This window comes from Streptomyces sp. NPDC048696, from assembly GCF_043198895.1.
GTDB lineage: Bacteria > Actinomycetota > Actinomycetes > Streptomycetales > Streptomycetaceae > Streptomyces.
This window is the reverse complement of record NZ_JBICVJ010000004.1, coordinates 164,810-185,204: the sequence shown is the minus strand read 5'-3', so window position 1 is coordinate 185,204 and position 20,395 is coordinate 164,810. Positions and strand designations below refer to the sequence as shown.

The window sequence follows — 20,395 nt, the reverse complement described above, 5'->3', positions numbered from 1 at the left end:
GGCCGGTGGGGGCTGGTCGCTCCCCCAAGTTCTCGACTCCGCTCGAACAGGGGGGACCCCCATCGCGGCGGAGCCGCACAATGACACAGCCCCGCGCCCCTGTAGCGCGCCCCAACCAGTAAGTACTGGACCAGTAAGTACTGGGGTGTCAGGCAAGCTCGGGTTTTTTGCGTCACCCCTGTGTGACCTCTTCCGACACCAGTCCCAAATTGCCCGCCCGGGAGACCTGGCGGGCTTTGTATCGGCATTTTCGGGCTCATCGTGGGGCCGTCGCGCTCGGGGCTCTGTTGACGCTCGTCGGGGCCGCCACCGGGCTCGCTCAGCCGTTGGCCGCCAAGGCTCTGGTGGACCGGCTCGGCGGGGACGAGCCGATCGGCGGGGTGCTGGCGCTGCTCACCGCGCTGGTGGTGCTCGGGACGGTGGTCGAGTCGTTCGGGGCGTACGTGCTGGAGCGCACCGCCGAGTCCGTCGTGCTCGCCGCCCGGCGCACCCTGATCGGACGGCTGCTGCGGCTGCGGCTCCCCGAGGTGGAGCGGCTGCCGCCGGGCGATCTGATGTCCCGGGTGACCTCGGACACCACCCTGCTGCGGGCGGTCACCACCCAGTCCGTGGTCTCGGCCGCCACCGGCGGGCTCACCTTCCTCGCCACGATCGCGATGATGGGGTACATGGACGCCGTGCTGCTCGGCGTCACGCTCGGCGTGATCGTGCTGATCGGCTCGGCGGTGGCCCTGGTGATGCCGAAGATCGCCCGGGCCACGGCACAGTCGCAGGCGGCGGTGGCGCGGATCTCCACGGTCCTGGAGCGGGCGTTCGGCGCCTTCCGTACGGTCAAGGCGTCCGGCGCCGAGGCGCGCGAGAGCGCGGTGGTGGACGCGGCCGCCGAGGAGGCCTGGCGGCACGGGGTGCGGTCGGCCAAGTGGCAGTCGGTGGCCGGGACTTCGGTCGGCCTCGCGGTCCAGGTGTCGTTCCTGGCGGTGCTCGGTATCGGCGGGGCGCGGGTCGCCTCGGGCGCGATACCGGTGTCCACGCTCATCGCGTTCCTGCTGTTCCTGTTCTATCTGATCGACCCCGTCTCGAAGCTCGTGCAGGCGGCCACGCAGTACCAGGTGGGTTCCGCCGCGATCGCCCGGATCGAGGAGGCGGAGCGGCTGGAGACCGAGCCGCTGACCGAGGTCCCGGCGCCGCGCGGCGCGGCCGGCGCGCCCCGGTCCGGGGCCGCCTCGGTGGTCTTCGACGCGGTGGCCTTCCGCTACCGGGACGACCTTCCGTACGTCCATCACGGGGTCTCGTTCGAGGTGCCGGGCGCCGGGATGACCGCGTTCGTGGGGCCGTCGGGTGCGGGCAAGACGACCGTGTTCGGCCTGATCGAGCGGTTCTACGAGGCGACCGGCGGCCGGGTGCTGATCGACGGGCGGGACGTGCGCGAGTGGCCGCTGGCCGCACTGCGCGGCGCCATCGGCTATGTCGAGCAGGACTCCCCCGTGCTGGCCGGCACCGTGCGCGAGAACCTGGTCTTCGGGGCCCCGCACGCCACCGACGCCGAGATCGCCGACGTGCTCGTACGGGCGAAGCTGGACGCGCTCGTGGAGCGGCTGCCGGACGGGCTTGAGACCGTCGTCGGGCACCGGGGATCGAAGCTGTCGGGCGGGGAGCGCCAGCGGGTGGCGATCGCGCGGGCGCTGCTGCGCAGACCCCGGTTGCTGCTCCTGGACGAGGCGACCTCGCAGCTGGACGCGGTCAACGAGCTGGCGCTGCGGGACGTGGTGGCCGAAGCGGCCCGTGACACCACGGTCCTGGTGGTGGCGCACCGGCTGTCGACGGTGACGCTGGCGGACCGGATCGTGGTCATGGAGGCGGGCAGGGTGCGCGCGGTGGGCACGCATGCCGAGCTGGTGGCCGGGGATCCGCTCTACGGGGAGCTGGCGGCGACACAGTTCCTGGCCACCGGCGCCTGATCGGGCCTGATGGCGCCTGATCCGACCTCCAGCGCCCCATCCGCACCAGCACGCCTGATCGGACCTCCACAGGAGGCTGCTCGACCGAGCAGAAGGGACACTCCGGACATGGATGGATTGCTGAACCGCGGCCGCCGGCTCCTGCTGCCCGTGGCCGCCGCCGTCGCCACCGCCACGCTGCTCGCGGGCTGTACGGACACCGGGACACCGGCCAAGGCCGCCGACTCCACCCCGCAGGCCCGCCAGGCCGCCGCCCCGGCCGCGCGCAAGGCCGACGGCAACGGCCTGCAGAGCGACTACGAGCGGGTGATCAAGGACGTACTGCCGTCGGTCGTCCAGATCGACGCGGCCAACAGCCTGGGCTCCGGCATCGTCTACGACGACCAGGGGCACATCGTCACCAACGCCCATGTGGTCGGCGGCGAGCGCAGCTTCAAGGTGTCCACCGCGACCGGCGGCGGCGCGGTGGGCGCCAAGCTCGTCGCGGCCTATCCCGAGCAGGACCTCGCCGTCATCAAGCTCGACTCGGTGCCCAGCGGGATGAAGGCCGCCAAGTTCGGCGACTCGACGAAGGTCGAGATGGGGCAGATCGTGCTGGCCATGGGCTCGCCGCTGGGCCTGTCCAGCAGCGTCACCCAGGGCATCGTCTCGGCGACCGGTCGCACGGTGACGGAGGGCGCCGCGGGCGGCGGTCCGGGCGCCACCATCGGCAACATGGTGCAGACCTCGGCCGCGATCAACCCGGGCAACAGCGGCGGGGCGCTGGTGAATCTGAACAGCGAGGTCATCGGCATCCCCACGCTCGCGGCCGTCGACCCGGACATGGGCGGCAGCGCGGCCCCGGGCATCGGCTTCGCGATCCCGGCCTCGATGGCGAAGACGGTCGCGGACCAGATCATCAAGAGCGGCAAGGTGACCGACTCGGGCCGGGCGGCCCTGGGCATCACCGGACGTACCGTCGTCGACACCGGCTACCGGCCCGCGGGCGCCGCGATCGTGGACGTGAAGCGGGGCGGGGCCGCCGACAAGGCGGGTCTGAAGGCCGGTGACATCATCACCAAAATCGGCGAGACGGAGATCACGACCATCACCTCGCTGTCGGAGGCGCTGGCCGCCGACAAACCCGGCCAGACCGTCCAGGTGACGTACACGCGCGACGGCGGCAGCAAGACCGCCATGGTCACGCTCGGCGAGATCTGACGCCCCCCTGAACACGACGGCGCCCGTGGACCTGTCGTCCGGTCCACGGGCGCCGTCGGGGCCGTCCGCCGCTCAGGACTCGGCGGCGGCGTGCAGGCTCATGGGGCCGTAGATCTGCGTGCTGTCCTCGAACAGGAACACCTGGTCGGCCCCGCCCTCAAGGAGGTCCTTCCAGACCTCGCCGATCCAGGACTCCGCGTCGCCCTGGGTCGTGAACTCCTCCGGCGCCACCGCCGGCTCGACCTCCGTCCCGTCGGACTTCTCGAATCGCCACGTCCACGCCATGTGCGCCTCCCGGGTCACGTTGCTGCCCGCAGCGTAGCCGGGCGCGCACCGAGTGCGGTGACGCGGGAGGATCGTCCTCGTGGAACTGACTCTCCTCGGCACCGGAGCCCCCGACGGGCTGCCGCGCCCCGACTGCCCCTGCGCCGCGTGCGCCTCGGCCCGCGGCGACCAGGCGCGGGCCGCGACCGCGCTGCTCGTCGACTCGGCCCTGCTGCTCGACCTCACCCCCGGGGCCGCGCTGGCCGCCGCCCGGGCCGGGCACTCGCTCACGGGCGTACGCCAGGTGCTGCTCACCCATCCGCACGACGGGCCCGCCGTGGAGCTGCCGCCCGGGCTGCCGTCGGCCGGGCGGGTGCCGGACGGCCGGGTCCTGACGCTGATCAGCGGCCACCGGGTGCGGGCGGTGCCGATAGACTCGCCGGGCACGGGGTACGAGGTGACCTCGCCCGAGGGCGAGCGGCTGCTCTATCTGCCGCCGGGCGGCGCGCCCTCCGGAATGGCCGAGGCACGCCCGTACGACATGGTCCTGTGCGATGTCGTGGGGCGGCCCGACGCGCTGGCCCGGCTGCGCGCGGCCGGGGCCGTCGGGCCGACCACGGACGTGGTCGCCGTCCACATCGGCCACGAGGTGCCGCCCGGGCGCGAGCTCGCCCGGCGGCTGGCCGCGGCCGGGGCGCGGGCGGTGCCCGACGGGGCGACACTGATCGTCGGTGAGTACCACGCGGTGCCCGATCTGCCGCGCCGCACCCTGGTGTTGGGCGGTGCGCGCTCGGGCAAGTCGGTGGAGGCCGAGCGCCGTCTGGAGTCCTTCCCCGAGGTCGTGTACGTGGCGACGGGCGGCACCCGGGACGGGGACGCGGAGTGGGCCGCGCGGGTCGGGCTGCACCGCGAGCGCCGGCCCGGCGCCTGGCGTACCGAGGAGACCTGCGACCTGGTGCCGCTGCTCGCGGCGGACGGGCCGCCGCTGCTCGTGGACTGCCTGTCGCTGTGGCTGACCGACGCGATGGACCGGACCGGGGCCTGGGAGGAGCCGAAGGTCCCCGACGCGCTGCGCGAGCGGGTGGCGGAGCTGGTGGCCGCGGTGCGCGCGACCTCCCGGACCGTGGTCCTCGTCAGCAACGAGGTGGGCTCCGGGGTGGTCCCCGCGACCCGCGCGGGACGTCTGTTCCGCGACGAGCTCGGCAGGCTCAACGCGGCGGTGGGCGCGGAGTGCGAGCACGTCCTGCTCGTGGTGGCGGGACAGGCGCTCGCGCTGCGCGGCTGAGCCGGGCCCGAAAGTCGCCGTACCGGCCGCACCACTGGAAACACGGGACACCTGTGCCGGTACTGTTCGGCGAATGAGCAGGCTGAATCTCGACGACTTCTCCGATCTGATCGAACGCCCCGACAGCGGTGTGCGGCGTGACGCCGAGGAACGCCGGGAGCGGCTGACCGTGCCGTCCGGCGCGCTCGGCCGGCTCGACGAGCTGGGTGAGTGGCTTTCCGCCGCGCAGGGGGCAGTTCCGGTCAAACCCATCGAGCATCCGCGCGTGATCCTCTTCGCCGGTGACCACGGCGTCGCCGAGCTGGGCGTCTCCGCCCGCCCGGCGGGTTCCGCGCACACCCTGGTCCGGTCCGTGCTGGACGGAGCGGGTCCCGTCGCCGTGCTCGCCCGCCGCCTGGGCGCCCCCGTACGGGTCGTGGACGCGGGTCTGGACTGCGACCCGGAGCTGCTGCCCGAGGAGGTCGTACGCCACCGTGTGCGGCGCGGCAGCGGGCGCATCGACGTCGAGGACGCGCTGACCGTCGAGGAGGCCGAGGCGGCCGTACGGCTCGGTGTGAAGATCGCCGACGAGGAGGCCGACTCCGGCACCGACCTGGTGGTCCTCGGCGATCTCAGCGTCGGCGGCACCACGGCCGCGGCCACCCTGATCGCGGCGCTCTGCGGCACCGACGCCTCGGTCGTCACGGGCCGTGGCGGGGCCGGGATCGACGATCTGGCGTGGATGCGCAAGTGCGCGGCGATCCGGGACGCGCTGCGCCGGGCGCGGCCGGTTCTGGGCGACCAGCTGGAGCTGCTGGCGGCCGTGGGCGGCGCCGACCTTGCCGCGACGACCGGTTTTCTGCTTCAGTGCGCGGTGCGCCGAATGCCGGTCATCCTCGACGGGGTGGTCTCCTCGGCCTGCGCGCTGGTGGCTCAGCGGGCCGCCTTCCGGGCTCCGGACTGGTGGCTGGCCGGTCAGCTGAGCGGTGAGCCGGGCCAGTCGAAGGCACTGGACCGGATGGCACTCAACCCTCTGCTCGACCAGGGCGTCACCGTGGGTGAAGGAACCGGGGCCCTGCTCGCTCTCCCCCTCGTGCAGGCCGCCGCCGCCCTGGCAGCGGAGCTGCCCGAGCGCGCGGAGGCCGAGGGGGACCGCGCCGAAGACTGAGCCGTGGTGCGGCCGGGAGATCCCCGGCCGCATCCGCGACCGCCATGACGCGCGCTGTCCATTGCCCCATATGATCGCGTTTCATGGGAGAAGTCCGCTTGACCACCGAGGGATTGAACCGGAGCACCGTCCGGTCGCGTCGCAGTGCGGCATTCGCCGTCTGGTATCTGCGCGCCGTGACATTCATCAACTTCCTGAGCGCCGTATGGGTTTCACTGGGCCAGGACCTTCGGCGTCACAACACGGACAATTATTTCACGCCGTACCTGCTGGAAGCGGGATTCACGTCCGGCGTGCTCACCCTCTTCCTGGCCGTCACCATGCGCCGCCGCAAGCGCGCCGCCTGGATCCTCAACCTCGTGCTGAGCGGCCTGTTCCTGCTGCTGTTCGCGTTCGTCATGGTCTTCCCGGAGATCCGGCAGTACGCGCAGAACTGGGTGTCCCTGGTCCTGACCGGCGCCTTCGTGCTCGCCCTGCTCCTTGGGCGGCGCGAGTTCTACGCGAAGGGCGACCGCTCCAACCCGAAGCTCGCGGCGGGCGTCGCGGCCGGCGGTCTGCTGCTCACCTCGCTGCTGGCCACGCTGCTCGTCACGGTCACCAACACCTACAGCGGCGCGAACCACTCCACCTTCCTGGGCCGCTGGCGCTACGGCGTGATGCGGCTGGTCTCGCTGACGCCGGACGACACCGACATCACCGGCATCGCCACCCCGGGCTGGGTCGACGTGGCCATCAACGTCCTGTCCACGCTGCTGCTCATCGCCGTGATCTACGCGGCCTTCCGCAACCGCAAGGCCGTCGACCCGATCACCGTCGAGGACGAGGAGAAGCTGCGCGCGCTCCTGGACAAGCAGGGTGAGCGCGACTCGCTCGGCTACTTCGCGCTGCGCCGCGAGAAGAGCGTCATCTGGTCCCCCACCGGCAAGGCCGCCGTCACCTATCGCGTGATCAACAGCGTCTCGCTGGCCTCCGGCGACCCGATCGGCGACCCCGAGGCCTGGCCGGGCGCCATCGAGCCGTGGCTGGCCGAGGCCCGCGAGCACGGCTGGATCCCGGCGGTGACCGGCGCCAGCGAGGAGGCCGGCACCGTCTACGCGCGGCACGGCCTGGACGCCCTGGAGATGGGCGACGAGGCGATCGTGGAGATCGCCGAGTTCACCCTGGAGGGCCGCGCCATGCGGACCGTGCGCCAGGCGTACAACCGGGTGAAGCGGGCCGGGTACGAGGTGAGAATCCGCCGTCACGCGGACATTCCTGCCGATGAGATGAGTGAACTGCTGCGCAAGGCCGACGACTGGCGCGACGGCGCCACCGAGCGCGGCTTCTCGATGGCCCTGGGCCGCCTCGGCGACCCGGCGGACGGCCAGTGCGTGATGCTGGAGTGCACCGACGGCGAGGGCGCCCTGCGGGCCGTCCTGAGCTTCGTGCCGTGGGGCCCGAACGGACTCTCGCTCGACCTGATGCGCCGCGACCGGGACTCCGAGAACGGTCTGATGGAGTTCATGGTCATCGAGCTCCTCCAGCGCGCCAAGGAGATCGGGATCACTCAGGTCTCGCTGAACTTCGCGATGTTCCGCTCCGTCTTCGAACGTGGCTCGAAGCTCGGCGCCGGACCGGTGCTGAGGCTGTGGCGCTCGCTGCTCAGCTTCTTCTCCCGCTGGTGGCAGATCGAGTCGCTGTACCGCGCCAACGCCAAGTACCGGCCGATCTGGGAGCCCCGGTTCACCCTCTTCGAGAAGAGCGCCGACCTGCCGCGCATCGCGATCGCGTCGGCGCGCGCGGAGGGCTTCCTGGAGGCCCCCGGGCTGCCCAAGTGGCTGCACCGCAAACACCTGGAGTCCCAGAGGTGATGGTTCCCCGCTCCCTGCCGGGCAACGGACCAGTACGTCGGTTCGTCCGTCGGGAGTGGGGTCCGCTCTACCTCGCCGTCCGCTACGCGCTGGGCACCCAGCGCTGGCGGGCGGTCCCCATGACGCTCGGCGCGGTCGCGCTGACGTCGTTCTTCCAGCTGGTGCAGAACCAGTCCTGGGGCTTTCGGCCGGTGCAGATCCTCGGCTCGGTGAAGGCCGAGGACGCGCTGTGGATCTCCCTGCTCCGCACCCCGCTCTCGCTCTTCGTGCCCGCCCTGGACCTGCCGGTCTGGGGCGCGCTCGCCCAGCTCCTCCTGGTGTTCGGGGTCGCGGAGATCTGCATCGGCCGCCGCTCCACCCTGCTTATCGCGTACGTGGCGACGCTGGCCGGGACGATGTACGCGCGCGTGGGCATCGCGCTCGGCCCCGGCATCCTGGGGCTGCCCGCCTCGGACGCGCAGATGGTCGACACCGGGCCCTCGGCCGCGGTGGTCGGGCTCGCGGTGTACGTGTGCTGGCGCTACCGGGCGTACTGGACGGCCGGCGCGGTGGCCCTGGCCATGGCGGTCGAGGTGGTGCTCAAGGCCAATCTCGCGGGCAAGGAGCACGTCGCCGCGCTGCTCGCGGTGGCGGTGCTCTGCTGGATCACCTCGGTGCGCCAGAAGCGCCGCCGCAGCCGCGCCGCTCAGCGCCGGCGCACCGGCAGCCTGTCCGGGGCGCCCCCGATGAAGTCGTGAAGCCGGCGCCGCAGCCGCGTCCAGCGCCGGTCGTGCCGGTAGACCCGCATCGCCGACCGGGCCCGCGCCCGGGGCCGGTTGCGGTAGAAGCGGCGGGCCCACGGGGAGCCGGGCCGGGCCAGCCGGATCGCGCCGACGAGCGCCACGAACGGGACCAGCGTGCCCATGATCGCCATCCGGAACTTCCCCTTGAAGAGCGCGATCAGCACGAAACAGAAGTTGACCCAGAGGGTGAGGATGAACGACGCCCGGTCGTGCTGCTCCTGCGGTGAGACGTCGTTCACCCCCAGCGGCGAGAACCCGGCGAGCGTGAGCAGCACCAGCGCGGCCGTCAGCACGACCACCTCGACGCTCTTGCGCCCCTGCTCGGTCCAGTAGACGTCGTCCAGGTGCAGGATCAGCGCGAACTCGTCGAGGACGAGCCCCGCGCCGATCCCGAAGACCACCGCGAAGACGCCGGCGCCGACCCCGTGCCGCCCGCTGCCGACCGCGCCGAACCCGCCGAGGACGGTCAGGATCACCCCCGGCACCACATGGTGGATGTGCAGCCCGCCCGGCTTGATGTTGCGGAACGGGCCACGGCCGGCCCGGATGAGCCGGGTGATCGTCCGCGTGACGAGGAAGGTCAGCACGAACGAGCCCAGCGCGAGCAGCATCGGAAGCTTCCCCGGCTCGACGAAGTTCCGGTTGAACCAGTCCATGCCTTCGGCTTCCGCTCCCGTAGTACGCATTACGGGCAATTTACCGCCCGGGCGCACGGAGTGACGGCAGGTCCGACGACAGCCCCACGACCTGGCCCGGCTCGGCCCGGTCGGCTGGGTCCGGCTCGGGATACCCTGCGGCCGATGAATCCCATGGACGGCATACGTTTCGCCTTCGGCACCCTCACCGCGCTGCCGGTCCGGGTCACCCGCTGGGACCGCCCGGCGGCCCGGGCCGGGATGCTCTGGGCGCCGCTGGCCGGTCTGGTGGTCGGCCTGTGCGCGGCGGCCGCCGGGGGCGCCTTCCTGCTCCTGGACTCGGGCCCGCTGCTCGCCGCCGTCGCCACCGCCGCCGTCCCGGCCGCGCTCACCCGGGGCCTGCACCTGGACGGCCTCGCGGACGTGGCCGACGGCCTGGGCAGCGCCAAGCCCGCCGAGGACGCGCTGCGGATCATGAAGCAGTCGGACATCGGCCCGTTCGGCGTCCTCACCCTGGTCTTCGTCCTGCTCGGCCAGGTGGCGGCCCTGTCCGAGCTGTACGCGGCGAGCTGGCCCCGGGGCGCGCTGGCGGCGACGGTCGCGGCCGTGACGGCCCGCCTCACCCTCACCCTCGCCTGCCGCCCGGGCGTACCCCCGGCCCGCCCGGACGGCCTGGGCGCGGCGGTCGCTGGCGCGGTGCCCTTGCGGGCGGCGGCGGGGGTGGCGGTTCTGGTCGCGGCCGGCTGCGCGGCGGCCGGGGCACCGCTGGGCCTCAGCGCGGCCCTGCACCAGGCGCTGGCGATGGCGGCGGCGCTGGGCGCGGCCCAACTGCTCCTGTCCCACTGCGTACGCCGCTTCGGCGGGGTCACCGGGGATGTGTTCGGCGCGTTGGCGGAGACGGCGACAACCACGGCCCTGATCGTGTCGGCGCTGGGGCCGCTCTAGGGGCTGCGGACCGTGTGTGGTTGCTCGCGCAGTTCCCCGCGCCCCTTGGATGGGCCCTTCGGGCCCTCCTTTAGGGGCGCGGGGAACTGCGCGACCAGCCACAACGGACCCGCACTCGAAGAACTCAGCACGCCTTGCGCCAAGTCCCCAGCTCCTTCTCCTTCTCCATCGAGCTGAGCTGAAGCTTCCGCGCCTGGTCGCAGAACTGCCGGGGTTCACGGTCGTACTCGACGTGGAACACGGCCTTACCCGCGCCGGTGAAGGGCGCCAACCGCTCGCACTCACCGAACTCCGCGCACTGCTCGTTCACCGCGAAGTCGAAGTCCCTTACCAGGTCCGGGATTTGATCGAGGTCGTTCTTCAGACCGACCGCCATCCCCCGGTCATGGGCCAGCCGCGCGATGAACCGGTTGTACGCGAGCTGCTGCGCGGCCGTGAGCGGGAAGCCGGTCTCGTTGGCGTAACCGTCCATGTTGTCCGGCTCCACCGCGTCGAACCCCTTCTGCTTGCACATGTCGAACCGCTTGGCCATCAGCGGGCCCAGCACGTCGGTGCGGCGGATGTCGAGCCAGCGCTCGCCCTTCCAGCCGTTGCCCTTGCCGAGGGCCGACTTGGGGAAGCTGTCGGCGTCGGAACGGAAGTCCTCCCAGGCGCCGGTGGAGACGTAGCAGATGACCTTGCGCCCGCGCCGGTGCAGATCGTCGACCTGCGCCTTGGAGATGTTGAAGCCGTCGACGTCGTACACCGGGACGTTCACCGTCGGGTCCAGCGTGCCGGTGAGCTGCCACTGCCAGGCCACCCCCGGCTTCGGCTGCCAGCGGCCGTGGTCGGCCTCGGGGGACGCGGACTGGGTCGGGCCGCCGGACGCGGACGGGGCCTGCGAACCGGACGGAGCCGGCCGGGCGTTGTCGCTCTCGTCCGGGCCGGACCCGTCGTCGGACGAGGAGGAGCACCCCGCCACCACCAGGAGCAGCGGCAGCAGCAGCGCGAGGGCGAGGCGATTCGGGCGTGTCATCGGACGGGCTCCAGGAGGTGCGGAAGGGTGCCCCACGGGTGCGGGGCCTCGCCCGGTACCGCGCAGTGCACCGGGGTGGCCGGGCGCGCGCCGGGCGGGGCGGCGTAGACGAGATGGCAGAACCGGTCCGGCGGATGGCTCCGCGTCCACGGCGGGATCACCACGGTCGGATACGTCGCCCAGGTGCCCTCGTACGTGACGAGCAGGTCGGCCAAGTCGGCGTAACCGGGGTCCGGATGGGCGCCGTGGTTGAGGACCAGGGTATCGGCCCCGGCCGCGCGCGCGGCGACCGAGAGCCGCCGGTAGTGCGCGAGCAGCGCCGGGTCGGTGGCCGCCTGGTCCAGGAACGCGCCGTCGGCGCCGTACCAGTCGCGGTGGCGCAGCAGGTCCCGTACGACGTCGGCGTGCGCGCGGCGGCCGTAGTCGGTGTCCGCGTAGCCGAGGACCGGCACACCCGCCGCGCCCAGCCGGGCCGCGGCCGCGGCGAACGCCGGGTCGGGCGCCTCGCCCGCGCCGCTGGCCGGGTTGAGCACCACCCCGTACAGCCGGGGCGCGGCGGCGATCAGCCGCTCCCAGGCGTCGGGCCGGTCGGCGGGGTGGTCGTAGAACGGTACGAGCAGATCGCGGTGCGTCTGGTGCATGTCGTACGGGGTCTCCGTCCTCGTTGGCGCGGCCGGGGTGTCCGTCGGGCGGGTGCCGGGGTGAGCGGTCATAGCCGATGTGCCGTCGCCCTTCCCAGCAGGACGCCGACGAGCACGGCGAGCAGGGCGGCCGCGACGGCCGCCACCACCGGCCCGACCGTGCTCGGACGGCCCGCCCCGGTCAGCAGCGCGAGGACCTGGATCCCGCCCGCCGTGCAGCACACGGCGGCCGCGCCGCGCACCGCGCCGAACGACTGGAGCAGCAGCGCCGTCCACAGCACCATGCCGGTGGCGAGCAGTCCGGCGAGCCGCAGCGCGCCGAGCTCGGGGGCGCCCGGCCACAGTGCCGTTCCGGCGAGCGTGAGCGCGAGCAGCACGGCCAGATAGCCGCCGAGGCACACCGCGACGGTGGCGGCGACGGCCTTGCGGAAGCCGTACGCCGTGGTGCTCTCCCGCAGTCCGGCCAGGCTCTCGCTGCGGAAGCGGTACAGCAGCCACTCGGCGGGTCCCATGCTCAGCGTCAGCGCGACCGCCGAGGGCGCGGCGACGGCCGAGTCCGCGCCGTCGGCGAGCACGTCGCCAACCGCCGCGTACAGCACCAGCATCGCGGTGCCGAGCCCGAACAGCGCGTACGGGACCGACGCGGTGAGCCGTGGCCCCGGCCGGTCGTCCGCCGCCGCGTCGAAGTCGCCGTCGCCGCCCGCCTCGGCCAGGGCCCGGGCCGCGAAGCCCGCCGCCGCCGCGAGCGAGAGCAGGAGCAGCCCGGTGCGCAGCGCGTCGGGCAGGTCGTACGAGACGGTCGGCGCCGCGCCCGCCGCCAACGGCACCAGCGCGCACAGCAGATCGCGTTCGCGCCCCAGCGCCAGCAGGACGGTCGCCGCCGCCAGATACACCGCCTGCCCGGCGGCGAACGCGGCGGCGGGCAGCTCACCCGGACCGGCCACCGCCAGCGCGACGAGCCCGCTCAGCACCGCCCCGAGCGGCGCCCCGGTGCGCAGCGCCCTGGCCGCGGCCGGGCGGTCGCCGAGGCCGAGCCAGGAGTAGGCGCGGTGCGAGAGGCCCTGGTTCCACACCCACCCGGTGATCGCCCCGGCGAGCAGCGGGACCGTGCCCGAGGGCATGCCGAGCCCGTTCGGCGGGCCCGCGAGCAGCGGCGCCCCCAGCACGTACGCGAGGCCCGGCAGGGCGAAGAGCAGGCCGCGCAGCAGGCAGGCGGGCAGCGACGCGTGCCAGGGGTCGGCGGCCGGGCCCGCGACCCGCGGGTAGCGGCGCTCCACGCGCGCGTAGAGGTCCTCGGCGAGCGCGAAGGAGTCCTGGCGGCCGTAGGTGGTCCTTATGTGCGCGTCGGTCATCCCGTCGGATTCGAGGATGGCCGCCACCTCGTCGGGGTGGACGGCCGCCGCTATCAAGTCCTCCAGCCGGTCCACGAGTTCGTCGACGGGATCGGCGGCCGTGTGCGGGCGCTGGCGCGGGATGTAGGGCAGGGTGTCCTGGCCCTCCCTGCCCAGCCAGAGCGAGCCGCTCACCAGACCGATCCGTCCGACGCCAGCTCCCGGTACCAGGGATCGGTGAGCTGGAGCGTCCAGTCGTCGGCGGCCTCCTGCGGTGTCCCGGGGCGCCGCTCGTCCGCGAACCGCGGCTCGGGGACACCGGCGAGCTCCAGATAGATCCGGCGGAAGCCGTCCACGGACCGGTGCAGCGTGAACCGGTCGACGACCCGGGTACGGGCCCGCGCGCCCAGTTCGGCCCGGTACGCGTCGTCGCGCAGCAGCGTGAGCGTGGCCTCGGCCATCAGCGCGGGCTCGCGCGGCGGGACCACGAGACCGGCGTCACCGACCGCCTCGCGCACCCCGCCGACGTCCGTGGAGACCGTGGCCCGGCCGCAGGACATGGCCTCGATGATGGAGAAAGGGAAGCCCTCACTGATGCTGGAGAGCATCACCACGCTCCCCGCCGCGTACGCGCTGGCGACGTCGCTGATGCGGCCCTCGTAGCTGATGCCGTCGCTCACGCCGAGTTCGGCGGCGAGCTTCTCCAGTCTGGTGCGGTAGTCGGCGTTGCCCGCCGGGACGGGGCCGAACAACCGCAGCCGCACCTCCGGCAGTTCGGCCCTGATCATGGCGTACGCCCGGATCAGCGTCTCCAGGTCCTTGATGGGGTCGACGCGGCCGCACCAGCTGAGGGTGGGCACCGCCGGATCGGGCCCGGCGTGCGGGAAGAGGTTGGGGTCCACGCCGTTGTAGACGGTGCGGATCCGGTCGGCCGGCGCACCGCCGCGCTCCTCCCAGCGCCGGTTGTACTGGTTGCACGGGGTGATGAGGTCGGCCTGGCGGTAGCCCATCGAGTTGAGCTCCCGGTAGAAGCTCAGGATCACCGACTTCACCGGCCAGCTCTGCTCGCCGGTGCGGTAGCCGAGGTAGCGCTCGCGCAGATAGATCCCGTGTTCGGTGAGGAGAAAGGGCACACCGTCCAGGTGCTGGGCGGCGAGCGCGGGCAGGGTGGCGAGCCCGCTGCTGACCGCGTGCGCCACGCAGTCCTCCGGAAGCCGGGCGGCCAGCGGGCGCAGCGCGTGTTCCAGGAGATCGGTGGCGGTGAGGGCGTCGTGCACGGTGGGCCGCGCGGCGGCGATCTGCAGATGCGGCATCGTCCAGATCCACATGAGCGAGCGCAGCGCGGCCTCCGAGCGCAGCGCGGCGGAGAGCCGCCCGGCCCGGGCCAGCCGCGCCAGGGCGTACAGGCCCTGGGTGAAGTCGCAGCCGGACTCCGGGTCGAGCATCGAGAGCAGGAACCGCTCGTAGACGTCTGTGAAGCGGCGCCGTTCCTTGCCGAGGAGCGGCCGCCGTGCCGGTGCCGGTCCCCAGAGCGGGAACGCGGTGTGCCGGTACACGTTCGGCGGCAGCTCCCAGGTGACCGGTTCACGTCCGCTGCCGGTGAGGGCCAGGACGTTGAAGTCCACCTCCGGCATGCCCCGGACGAGTTGGTCGCACCATGTGCTCACACCACCGTGGATGTGCGGATAGGTGCCTTCCGTGAGCATGGTGACATGACGGCCACTGCTCGGCATTGGTGTCCCCCCTGGACAGCGATGACGGACGGCCGGTCAGGCCGGGAGCTTCAGCGTGATCGCCGTCTGGAAGACGTCGGGTGCGGACCAGGCGGAGCGCTGACCGGCGTACGGCGTGCCGAACGCGGCGGTGCCGAGAAGCTGTTGCCTGACCGTGCCCTCGGGAGCGGTGACGGGGGCCATCACGCCGGACGGCGTCTGGACGGTCACGGTGTTCCCGACGCGGTACGCGGTGACCTTGCCGTCGGCGAGGGCCTGGGCCCAGGCGGACTGGCGGCTGAGCTCGGTGCCGATGTCCTTCTGCCGCAGGTTGACGATGGGCGCGCTGTCCGCGAACAGGCCGCGGTAGTCGCCGAGCACCTTGTCGAGGACCGGGTAGGCGATCCGCTCCTCGGCGAGGTTGGACTGGTGCAGGTAGTGCGGGCGCGGGTCGTTGGCCAGCACATGGCGCAGGGCGGTGGAGGCTTCCTGCGGCACGATGTACGACTGGTAGCCGGTGGCCGTGTCCAGCGGCGCGGGCAGGCAGGTCGACGTCGGGTTGTTCTCGCACACCCCGCTGCCGCCGTCCGCCTTCGAGGTGTAGATCCAGTTGTACTCGTCGGTCATCTCGGCTGCCTTGCCCACGTTGTAGTACACGTTCATCGGGTAGCGCGGCACCGTGAGGGCGTTGCCGACCGGGCGCTGCTGCGGCTCGCGCGAGTCGTCGCTCCCGGTCCACCTGACCCCGGCGTCGGCGAGCGCGCCGGCGAGTTCGGGGTTGTCCTGGGGCTGCTGCGGCAGGGTCTTCAGGCCGGAGTGCTCACCGGTGACCAGTTCGGTGCGGTCGACCGGAAGGCCGTTCTGCACACCCCAGTTGTAGTTGTTGATGATCTGGCCGTAAATGTCGCCGCGGCTCACCCACTGGGTGCTGCCGTCCGGGTTCTTGGCGCAGCTCCAGGGCACGGTGGTGGTGTCCTGGACGCAGCCGAGGAACTCATGGGTGTAGGTGTGGTTCTCCCACCGGAACCTGGCCTTGTCGGCGAGCAGCTGGGCGGCGAGGGGGTCGGCGTTGCCGTGCTCGGCCTTCCACTCGTCGCCGGAACCGCCGTTGTAGAGCAGGTCGAGGGTGAGGCCGCTGGACTGCTCCCACTGGGCCGCGTACTGCGCGTCGGCCGCGGTCATCCGGATGTCGCTGGTCGCGCCTGCCCCGCCGGCGCAGTCGAAGTCGCCGGGTGTGCAGTGGAGCGCGGTGTCCCAGCGGGCGTCCGGCGCGAGGACGTCGTCGACATGCACCGCGAAGTAGTTGCGGCTCTGCCCGAGGTGTACGCCCTGGGTCAGCCACTCCACCATGCCCCGGGCCAGCACCTTGAACTGCTCCTGGTACTGGTTGTAGGCGAAGGTGACGACGAGTTCGCTGCGGCCGTCGTGCGTGTAGGAGCCGAGCAGCGAGCCGCCGGTGGGCGCGGTGAGATAGCTGGTGTAGCCGTCCCGGGGATGGGCCGCGTAGCCGTAACTCTCGGAGACGAGCGGGGAGTTGTCCTCGAAGGGGACCGGGCCGTCGAGGTAGCCGAAGGGGCCGGACTTCCCGGCGTCGGTGAGCTGGGTCCTGGCGCCGTCCAGGACGCCGGCCCAGCCGCCGTTCTGGTCGGTGTAGTCGAGCCCGACCTCGGGGTGGGCCCAGGTGTACGCGTCGATCTGGCGGATGCCGAAGGTCTTCTCGTACGTCGCGAGCGCGGTCTGCTCGGGGCTGTCGGCGGAGCCGAACGGTATGTCGTTGGGCGCGATGACGCCCTGGAACTTGGCGCGCGGCCGGCCGTCCACCGTGTCACCGAGGAACGCCGCGTCCACGCTCGGGCGCCCCGAGTCCCCCAGCTTCACCGTCTGGTACGGCAGCCCGATGCTGTTGAGCTCCCACACCAGCGCGTCGACGGCGCTGCCGCCGTCGTCGAGGACCAGCACCTTCAGGTCGATTCTCGGCGGCGTCGTCACATCGGCCGAGGCCGCGGGTATGCCCGCCGCCAGGAGCCCGGCGGTGAGCAGCGCCACCGTCGTTCTGCCCGCGTTCGAGCCGTATGCCTTGTTCATGTTCCCCCCTCATGGGGGCCCTTCCACATGCGTACGCGCAGGGGAGGACCTGTGGAGATGATGCAAAGGAGCCCCGTGCGCCCTTGCCCGAACGGGCCGAGTGTGACCGAGCGATCACAGTCTGGCGGGGGAACATTGAGGAGACACCACGGATGAGTGAATTGCCGCCGCCGTGATCGGAGCACACTTGCGCGCGTACGCTCGTATCCGCGCCCAACTCGGCCGATTTACGATGCGCCGGGGCACAGCCGACCCATCCCTCGGCTCGGAAACTCAACGGAAGAGAGACTTCACCACCGTGACTGCTCTGACTCTCAGCACTGCCGGTGCCGCGACGCTGCGCGCCGACGCCATCGTCGTCGGCGTCGCCAAGGGCGCCAAGGGCGCTGTCGTCGCCCCGGGCGCCGAGGCCGTGGACAAGGCGTTCGGCGGCAAGCTCGCCGGCGTCCTGGAGACCCTGGGTGCCTCGGGTGCCGAGGGCGAGGCGACCAAGCTGCCGTCGCCGTCCGGCCTGAAGGCGCCGGTCGTGCTGGCGGTCGGGCTCGGCGCGGCTCCCGAGAAGGACGAGGCGTTCGGCGCCGAGGTGCTGCGCACCGCCGCCGGTGTCGCGGCCCGCGCGCTGACCGGCACCAAGAAGGCCGCGTTCGCGCTGCCCGTCGAGGCCGCCGAGGACGTCGCCGCGATCGCCGAGGGCGCACTGCTCGGCGCGTACGCCTTCACCGCGTACCAGGAGAACGGGAAGGGCGCGAAGGCGCCGCTGGCCGAGATCGCCCTGCTCGGCGCCAAGCCGCGTGACAAGGCTCACAAGGCGGCCGCCGAGCGCGCCATCATGCTGGCCGAGGAGATCAACCGCGCCCGCGACCTGGTGAACACCCCGCCGAACGACCTCTACCCCGAATCCTTCGCGGCAGTCGCGACGGCGGCGGGCAAGGAGCACGGCGTCAAGGTCCAGGTGCTCGACGAGAAGGCGCTCACCAAGGGCGGCTACGGCGGCATCCTGGGCGTCGGCACCGGCTCGGCCAACCCGCCCCGCCTGGTCAAGATCGCGTACACGCACCCGGAGGCGGCCAAGTCGCTCGCCTACGTCGGCAAGGGCATCACCTACGACTCGGGCGGCATCTCGCTGAAGCCGGCCGGCCACAACGAGACGATGAAGTGCGACATGGCCGGCGCCGCCGCCGTCTTCGCCGCCGTCGTCACGGCCGCCCGCCTCGGCCTGCGGGTCAACGTCACCGGCTGGCTGGCGCTCGCCGAGAACATGCCGTCCGGCACCGCCACCCGCCCGGGCGACGTGCTGCGCATGTACAGCGGCAAGACCGTCGAGGTCCTGAACACCGACGCCGAGGGCCGTCTGGTGCTGGCCGACGCGCTGACCCGGGCCTCGGAGGAGAACCCGGACGCGATCGTCGACGTGGCGACGCTGACCGGCGCCATGGTGCTCGCGCTCGGCAACCGCACCTTCGGTGTGATGGCCAACGACGACGCCTTCCGCACCGCGGTCCACGAGACCGCCGAGGAGGCCGGCGAGCCGTCCTGGCCGATGCCGCTCCCCGCCGACCTGCGCAAGGGCATGGACTCCCCGACCGCCGACATCGCCAACATGGGCGAGCGGATGGGCGGCGGCCTGGTGGCCGGCCTGTTCCTGAAGGAGTTCGTGGGCGAGGGCATCACCTGGGCCCACCTGGACATCGCGGGCCCGGCCTTCAACGAGGGCGCCCCCTTCGGCTACACCCCCAAGGGCGGCACCGGCTCCGCCGTGCGCACCCTGGTCCGGCTGGCCGAGCGCACCGCCGACGGCGAGCTCGGCTGACACCGTATGACCTGGGCCGACGCCCGATGACACGAACGGCCTCGGGCATATGTCCGAGGCCGTTCGTGTTCACCCCCCGGACACCTGCGGTGTCCATGCTCCGATGACGTCCGGATTGCGCTCTGGACGAAATCGACACGTGAGTACACGGCGATCGCCCCCGCAACCGGCGATCAGCCGTCCCACAGCCCGGCCCCGCGTCCCGCCTTCCGGCAACAAGTGCGAAGATGGGTTCTCGGCAGGACAGGGCCCCCACCACAGGGCCGACGAAGACAGCGGCCGAACACTAGCCGCCGACCGGTCAGCGGTGACCGGCGACCGGCGCACATGCATGGAGGACGTGACGTGGCGAACGACGCCAGCACCGTTTTCGACCTAGTGATCCTCGGCGGTGGCAGTGGCGGTTACGCCGCGGCCCTGCGCGGAGCTCAGCTGGGCCTGGACGTCGCACTGATCGAGAAGAACAAGCTCGGCGGCACCTGCCTGCACAACGGCTGCATCCCGACGAAGGCCCTGCTGCACGCCGGTGAGATCGCGGACCAGGCGCGCGAGGCCGAGCAGTTCGGTGTCAAGGCCACCTTCGAGGGCATCGACATCAACGCCGTCCACAAGTACAAGGACGACGTGATCTCCGGCCTGTACAAGGGCCTCCAGGGCCTGGTCGCCTCCCGCAAGGTGACGTACATCGAGGGCGAGGGCAAGCTCTCCTCCGCCACCTCGGTCGACGTCAACGGCCAGCGTGTCCAGGGCCGCCACGTCCTCCTGGCGACCGGCTCCGTGCCGAAGTCGCTGCCGGGCCTGGAGATCGACGGCAACCGCATCATCTCCTCGGACCACGCGCTGACCCTGGACCGCGTCCCGCAGTCCGCGATCATCCTGGGCGGCGGCGTCATCGGCGTCGAGTTCGCCTCGGCGTGGAAGTCCTTCGGCACCGACGTCACCGTCGTCGAGGGCCTCAAGCACCTCGTCCCGGCCGAGGACGAGAACTCCTCGAAGCTTCTTGAGCGCGCGTTCCGCAAGCGCGGCATCAAGTTCAACCTCGGCACCTTCTTCCAGAAGGCCGAGTACACCCAGAACGGCGTGAAGGTCACCCTGGCCGACGGCAAGGAGTTCGAGGCCGAGGTCCTCCTCGTCGCCATCGGCCGCGGCCCGGTCTCGCAGGGCCTCGGTTACGAGGAGCAGGGCGTCGCGATGGACCGCGGCTACGTCCTGGTCGACGAGTACATGCGCACCAACGTGCCGACCATCTCGGCCGTCGGTGACCTCGTCCCGACCCTCCAGCTCGCGCACGTCGGCTTCGCCGAGGGCATCCTGGTGGCGGAGCGTCTGGCCGGTCTCAAGACCGTCCCGATCGACTACGACGGCGTGCCGCGCGTGACGTACTGCCACCCCGAGGTCGCCTCCGTGGGCATCTCCGAGGCCAAGGCCAAGGAGATCTACGGTGCGGACAAGGTCGTCGCTCTGAAGTACAACCTGGCGGGCAACGGCAAGAGCAAGATCCTGAAGACCGCGGGCGAGATCAAGCTCGTCCAGGTCAAGGACGGTGCCGTGGTCGGCGTCCACATGGTCGGTGACCGTATGGGCGAGCAGGTCGGCGAAGCCCAGCTGATCTACAACTGGGAGGCCCTGCCGGCCGAGGTCGCGCAGCTCATCCACGCGCACCCGACCCAGAACGAGGCGCTGGGCGAGGCTCACCTGGCGCTGGCCGGCAAGCCGCTGCACTCCCACGACTAAT

Annotated in this window: 16 protein-coding genes; 9 read left to right on the top strand and 7 right to left on the bottom strand. The window is 72.2% G+C overall.

The features are described from left to right. Positions 1–167 precede the first annotated feature (167 nt). Both ACGFRG_RS09990 and ACGFRG_RS09985 read left to right on the top strand, forming a co-directional pair. The gene (locus tag ACGFRG_RS09990) at positions 168–1,958 is read left to right on the top strand and encodes an ABC transporter ATP-binding protein (protein WP_393262963.1); all 1,791 of its coding nucleotides are present in this window, start codon (positions 168–170) and stop codon (positions 1,956–1,958) included. 108 nt (positions 1,959–2,066) lie between these two features. Then, complete coding sequence (locus tag ACGFRG_RS09985; protein ID WP_393262960.1) at positions 2,067–3,158, top strand: S1C family serine protease; 1,092 nt, start codon at positions 2,067–2,069, stop codon at positions 3,156–3,158. Between the two features lie 72 nt (positions 3,159–3,230). Here the strand turns inward: ACGFRG_RS09985 and ACGFRG_RS09980 are convergent, their stop codons facing one another. Continuing rightward, entirely contained in the window at positions 3,231–3,443 is a 213-nt protein-coding gene (locus ACGFRG_RS09980; protein WP_361427966.1) for a hypothetical protein, read from the bottom strand. A gap of 79 nt (positions 3,444–3,522) precedes the next feature. Between ACGFRG_RS09980 and ACGFRG_RS09975 the strand changes: the two genes are divergently transcribed. The 4 genes from ACGFRG_RS09975 (at position 3,523) to ACGFRG_RS09960 (ending at position 8,441) form a co-directional block, all read left to right on the top strand. Next, positions 3,523–4,707 carry a bifunctional adenosylcobinamide kinase/adenosylcobinamide-phosphate guanylyltransferase gene (locus tag ACGFRG_RS09975; RefSeq protein ID WP_393262957.1) on the top strand — a complete coding sequence of 395 codons (1,185 nt, stop codon included), beginning with the start codon at positions 3,523–3,525 and terminating at the stop codon, positions 4,705–4,707. A 73-nt stretch (positions 4,708–4,780) separates the two neighbouring features. Continuing rightward, entirely contained in the window at positions 4,781–5,854 is a 1,074-nt protein-coding gene (gene cobT / locus ACGFRG_RS09970) for a nicotinate-nucleotide--dimethylbenzimidazole phosphoribosyltransferase (RefSeq protein WP_361427962.1), read from the top strand. Positions 5,855–5,937: 83 nt separating this feature from the next. Next, entirely contained in the window at positions 5,938–7,704 is a 1,767-nt protein-coding gene (locus ACGFRG_RS09965; protein WP_361427960.1) for a phosphatidylglycerol lysyltransferase domain-containing protein, read from the top strand. After that, entirely contained in the window at positions 7,704–8,441 is a 738-nt protein-coding gene (locus ACGFRG_RS09960) for a hypothetical protein (protein WP_393262954.1), read from the top strand. The genes ACGFRG_RS09965 and ACGFRG_RS09960 overlap by 1 nt, the downstream gene beginning before the upstream one ends. Here the strand turns inward: ACGFRG_RS09960 and ACGFRG_RS09955 are convergent. Beyond that, a complete protein-coding gene (locus tag ACGFRG_RS09955; RefSeq protein WP_361427956.1) occupies positions 8,390–9,172 on the bottom strand; it encodes a hypothetical protein in 783 nt (260 codons plus the stop codon). The two genes, ACGFRG_RS09960 and ACGFRG_RS09955, sit on opposite strands and share 52 nt — an antisense overlap. A 114-nt stretch (positions 9,173–9,286) precedes the next feature. Between ACGFRG_RS09955 and ACGFRG_RS09950 the strand changes: the two genes are divergently transcribed. Continuing rightward, on the top strand, positions 9,287–10,066 hold the full coding sequence (locus ACGFRG_RS09950; protein WP_393262952.1) for an adenosylcobinamide-GDP ribazoletransferase: 780 nt from the start codon (positions 9,287–9,289) through the stop codon (positions 10,064–10,066). A gap of 124 nt (positions 10,067–10,190) precedes the next feature. On the opposite strand, the gene ACGFRG_RS09945 is transcribed toward ACGFRG_RS09950, so the two are convergent. From ACGFRG_RS09945 to ACGFRG_RS09925, 5 genes are all read right to left on the bottom strand, one after another. Next, positions 10,191–11,081, bottom strand: coding sequence for an endo alpha-1,4 polygalactosaminidase (locus tag ACGFRG_RS09945; protein ID WP_393262950.1), 891 nt, complete (start codon positions 11,079–11,081; stop codon positions 10,191–10,193). Beyond that, positions 11,078–11,722 carry a spherulation-specific family 4 protein gene (locus ACGFRG_RS09940; RefSeq protein WP_393262948.1) on the bottom strand — a complete coding sequence of 215 codons (645 nt, stop codon included), beginning with the start codon at positions 11,720–11,722 and terminating at the stop codon, positions 11,078–11,080. Before ACGFRG_RS09940 ends, ACGFRG_RS09945 begins: the two co-directional genes overlap by 4 nt. A gap of 68 nt (positions 11,723–11,790) precedes the next feature. Further along, the gene (locus tag ACGFRG_RS09935) at positions 11,791–13,248 is read right to left on the bottom strand and encodes a hypothetical protein (protein ID WP_393262946.1); all 1,458 of its coding nucleotides are present in this window, start codon (positions 13,246–13,248) and stop codon (positions 11,791–11,793) included. Then, a complete protein-coding gene (gene pelF / locus ACGFRG_RS09930) occupies positions 13,245–14,786 on the bottom strand; it encodes a GT4 family glycosyltransferase PelF (protein ID WP_361425011.1) in 1,542 nt (513 codons plus the stop codon). The genes ACGFRG_RS09935 and pelF overlap by 4 nt, the downstream gene beginning before the upstream one ends. A 36-nt stretch (positions 14,787–14,822) precedes the next feature. Further along, positions 14,823–16,850: a hypothetical protein gene (locus tag ACGFRG_RS09925; protein ID WP_393262944.1), complete on the bottom strand. Its 2,028-nt coding sequence runs from the start codon at positions 16,848–16,850 to the stop codon at positions 14,823–14,825. 298 nt (positions 16,851–17,148) lie between these two features. On the opposite strand from ACGFRG_RS09925, the gene ACGFRG_RS09920 reads away from it, so the two are divergent. Together ACGFRG_RS09920 and lpdA are read left to right on the top strand one after the other, a co-directional pair. Beyond that, a complete protein-coding gene (locus ACGFRG_RS09920; protein WP_361425017.1) occupies positions 17,149–18,660 on the top strand; it encodes a leucyl aminopeptidase in 1,512 nt (503 codons plus the stop codon). Between the two features lie 345 nt (positions 18,661–19,005). Continuing rightward, on the top strand, positions 19,006–20,394 hold the full coding sequence (lpdA, locus tag ACGFRG_RS09915) for a dihydrolipoyl dehydrogenase (RefSeq protein ID WP_188274032.1): 1,389 nt from the start codon (positions 19,006–19,008) through the stop codon (positions 20,392–20,394). Position 20,395: the final 1 nt, after the last annotated feature.

Coding starts and splice junctions, on each gene's coding strand:
- ACGFRG_RS09965 (WP_361427960.1), top strand. CDS start 5,938: ATGGGAGAAGTCCGCTTGACCACCGAGGGATTGAACCGGAGCACCGTC.
- ACGFRG_RS09960 (WP_393262954.1), top strand. CDS start 7,704: ATGGTTCCCCGCTCCCTGCCGGGCAACGGACCAGTACGTCGGTTCGTC.
- ACGFRG_RS09940 (WP_393262948.1), bottom strand. CDS start 11,722: ATGCACCAGACGCACCGCGATCTGCTCGTACCGTTCTACGACCACCCC.
- ACGFRG_RS09985 (WP_393262960.1), top strand. CDS start 2,067: ATGGATGGATTGCTGAACCGCGGCCGCCGGCTCCTGCTGCCCGTGGCC.
- ACGFRG_RS09950 (WP_393262952.1), top strand. CDS start 9,287: ATGAATCCCATGGACGGCATACGTTTCGCCTTCGGCACCCTCACCGCG.
- ACGFRG_RS09945 (WP_393262950.1), bottom strand. CDS start 11,081: ATGACACGCCCGAATCGCCTCGCCCTCGCGCTGCTGCTGCCGCTGCTC.
- ACGFRG_RS09925 (WP_393262944.1), bottom strand. CDS start 16,850: ATGAACAAGGCATACGGCTCGAACGCGGGCAGAACGACGGTGGCGCTG.
- cobT (WP_361427962.1), top strand. CDS start 4,781: ATGAGCAGGCTGAATCTCGACGACTTCTCCGATCTGATCGAACGCCCC.
- ACGFRG_RS09955 (WP_361427956.1), bottom strand. CDS start 9,172: ATGCGTACTACGGGAGCGGAAGCCGAAGGCATGGACTGGTTCAACCGG.
- pelF (WP_361425011.1), bottom strand. CDS start 14,786: ATGCCGAGCAGTGGCCGTCATGTCACCATGCTCACGGAAGGCACCTAT.
- ACGFRG_RS09980 (WP_361427966.1), bottom strand. CDS start 3,443: ATGGCGTGGACGTGGCGATTCGAGAAGTCCGACGGGACGGAGGTCGAG.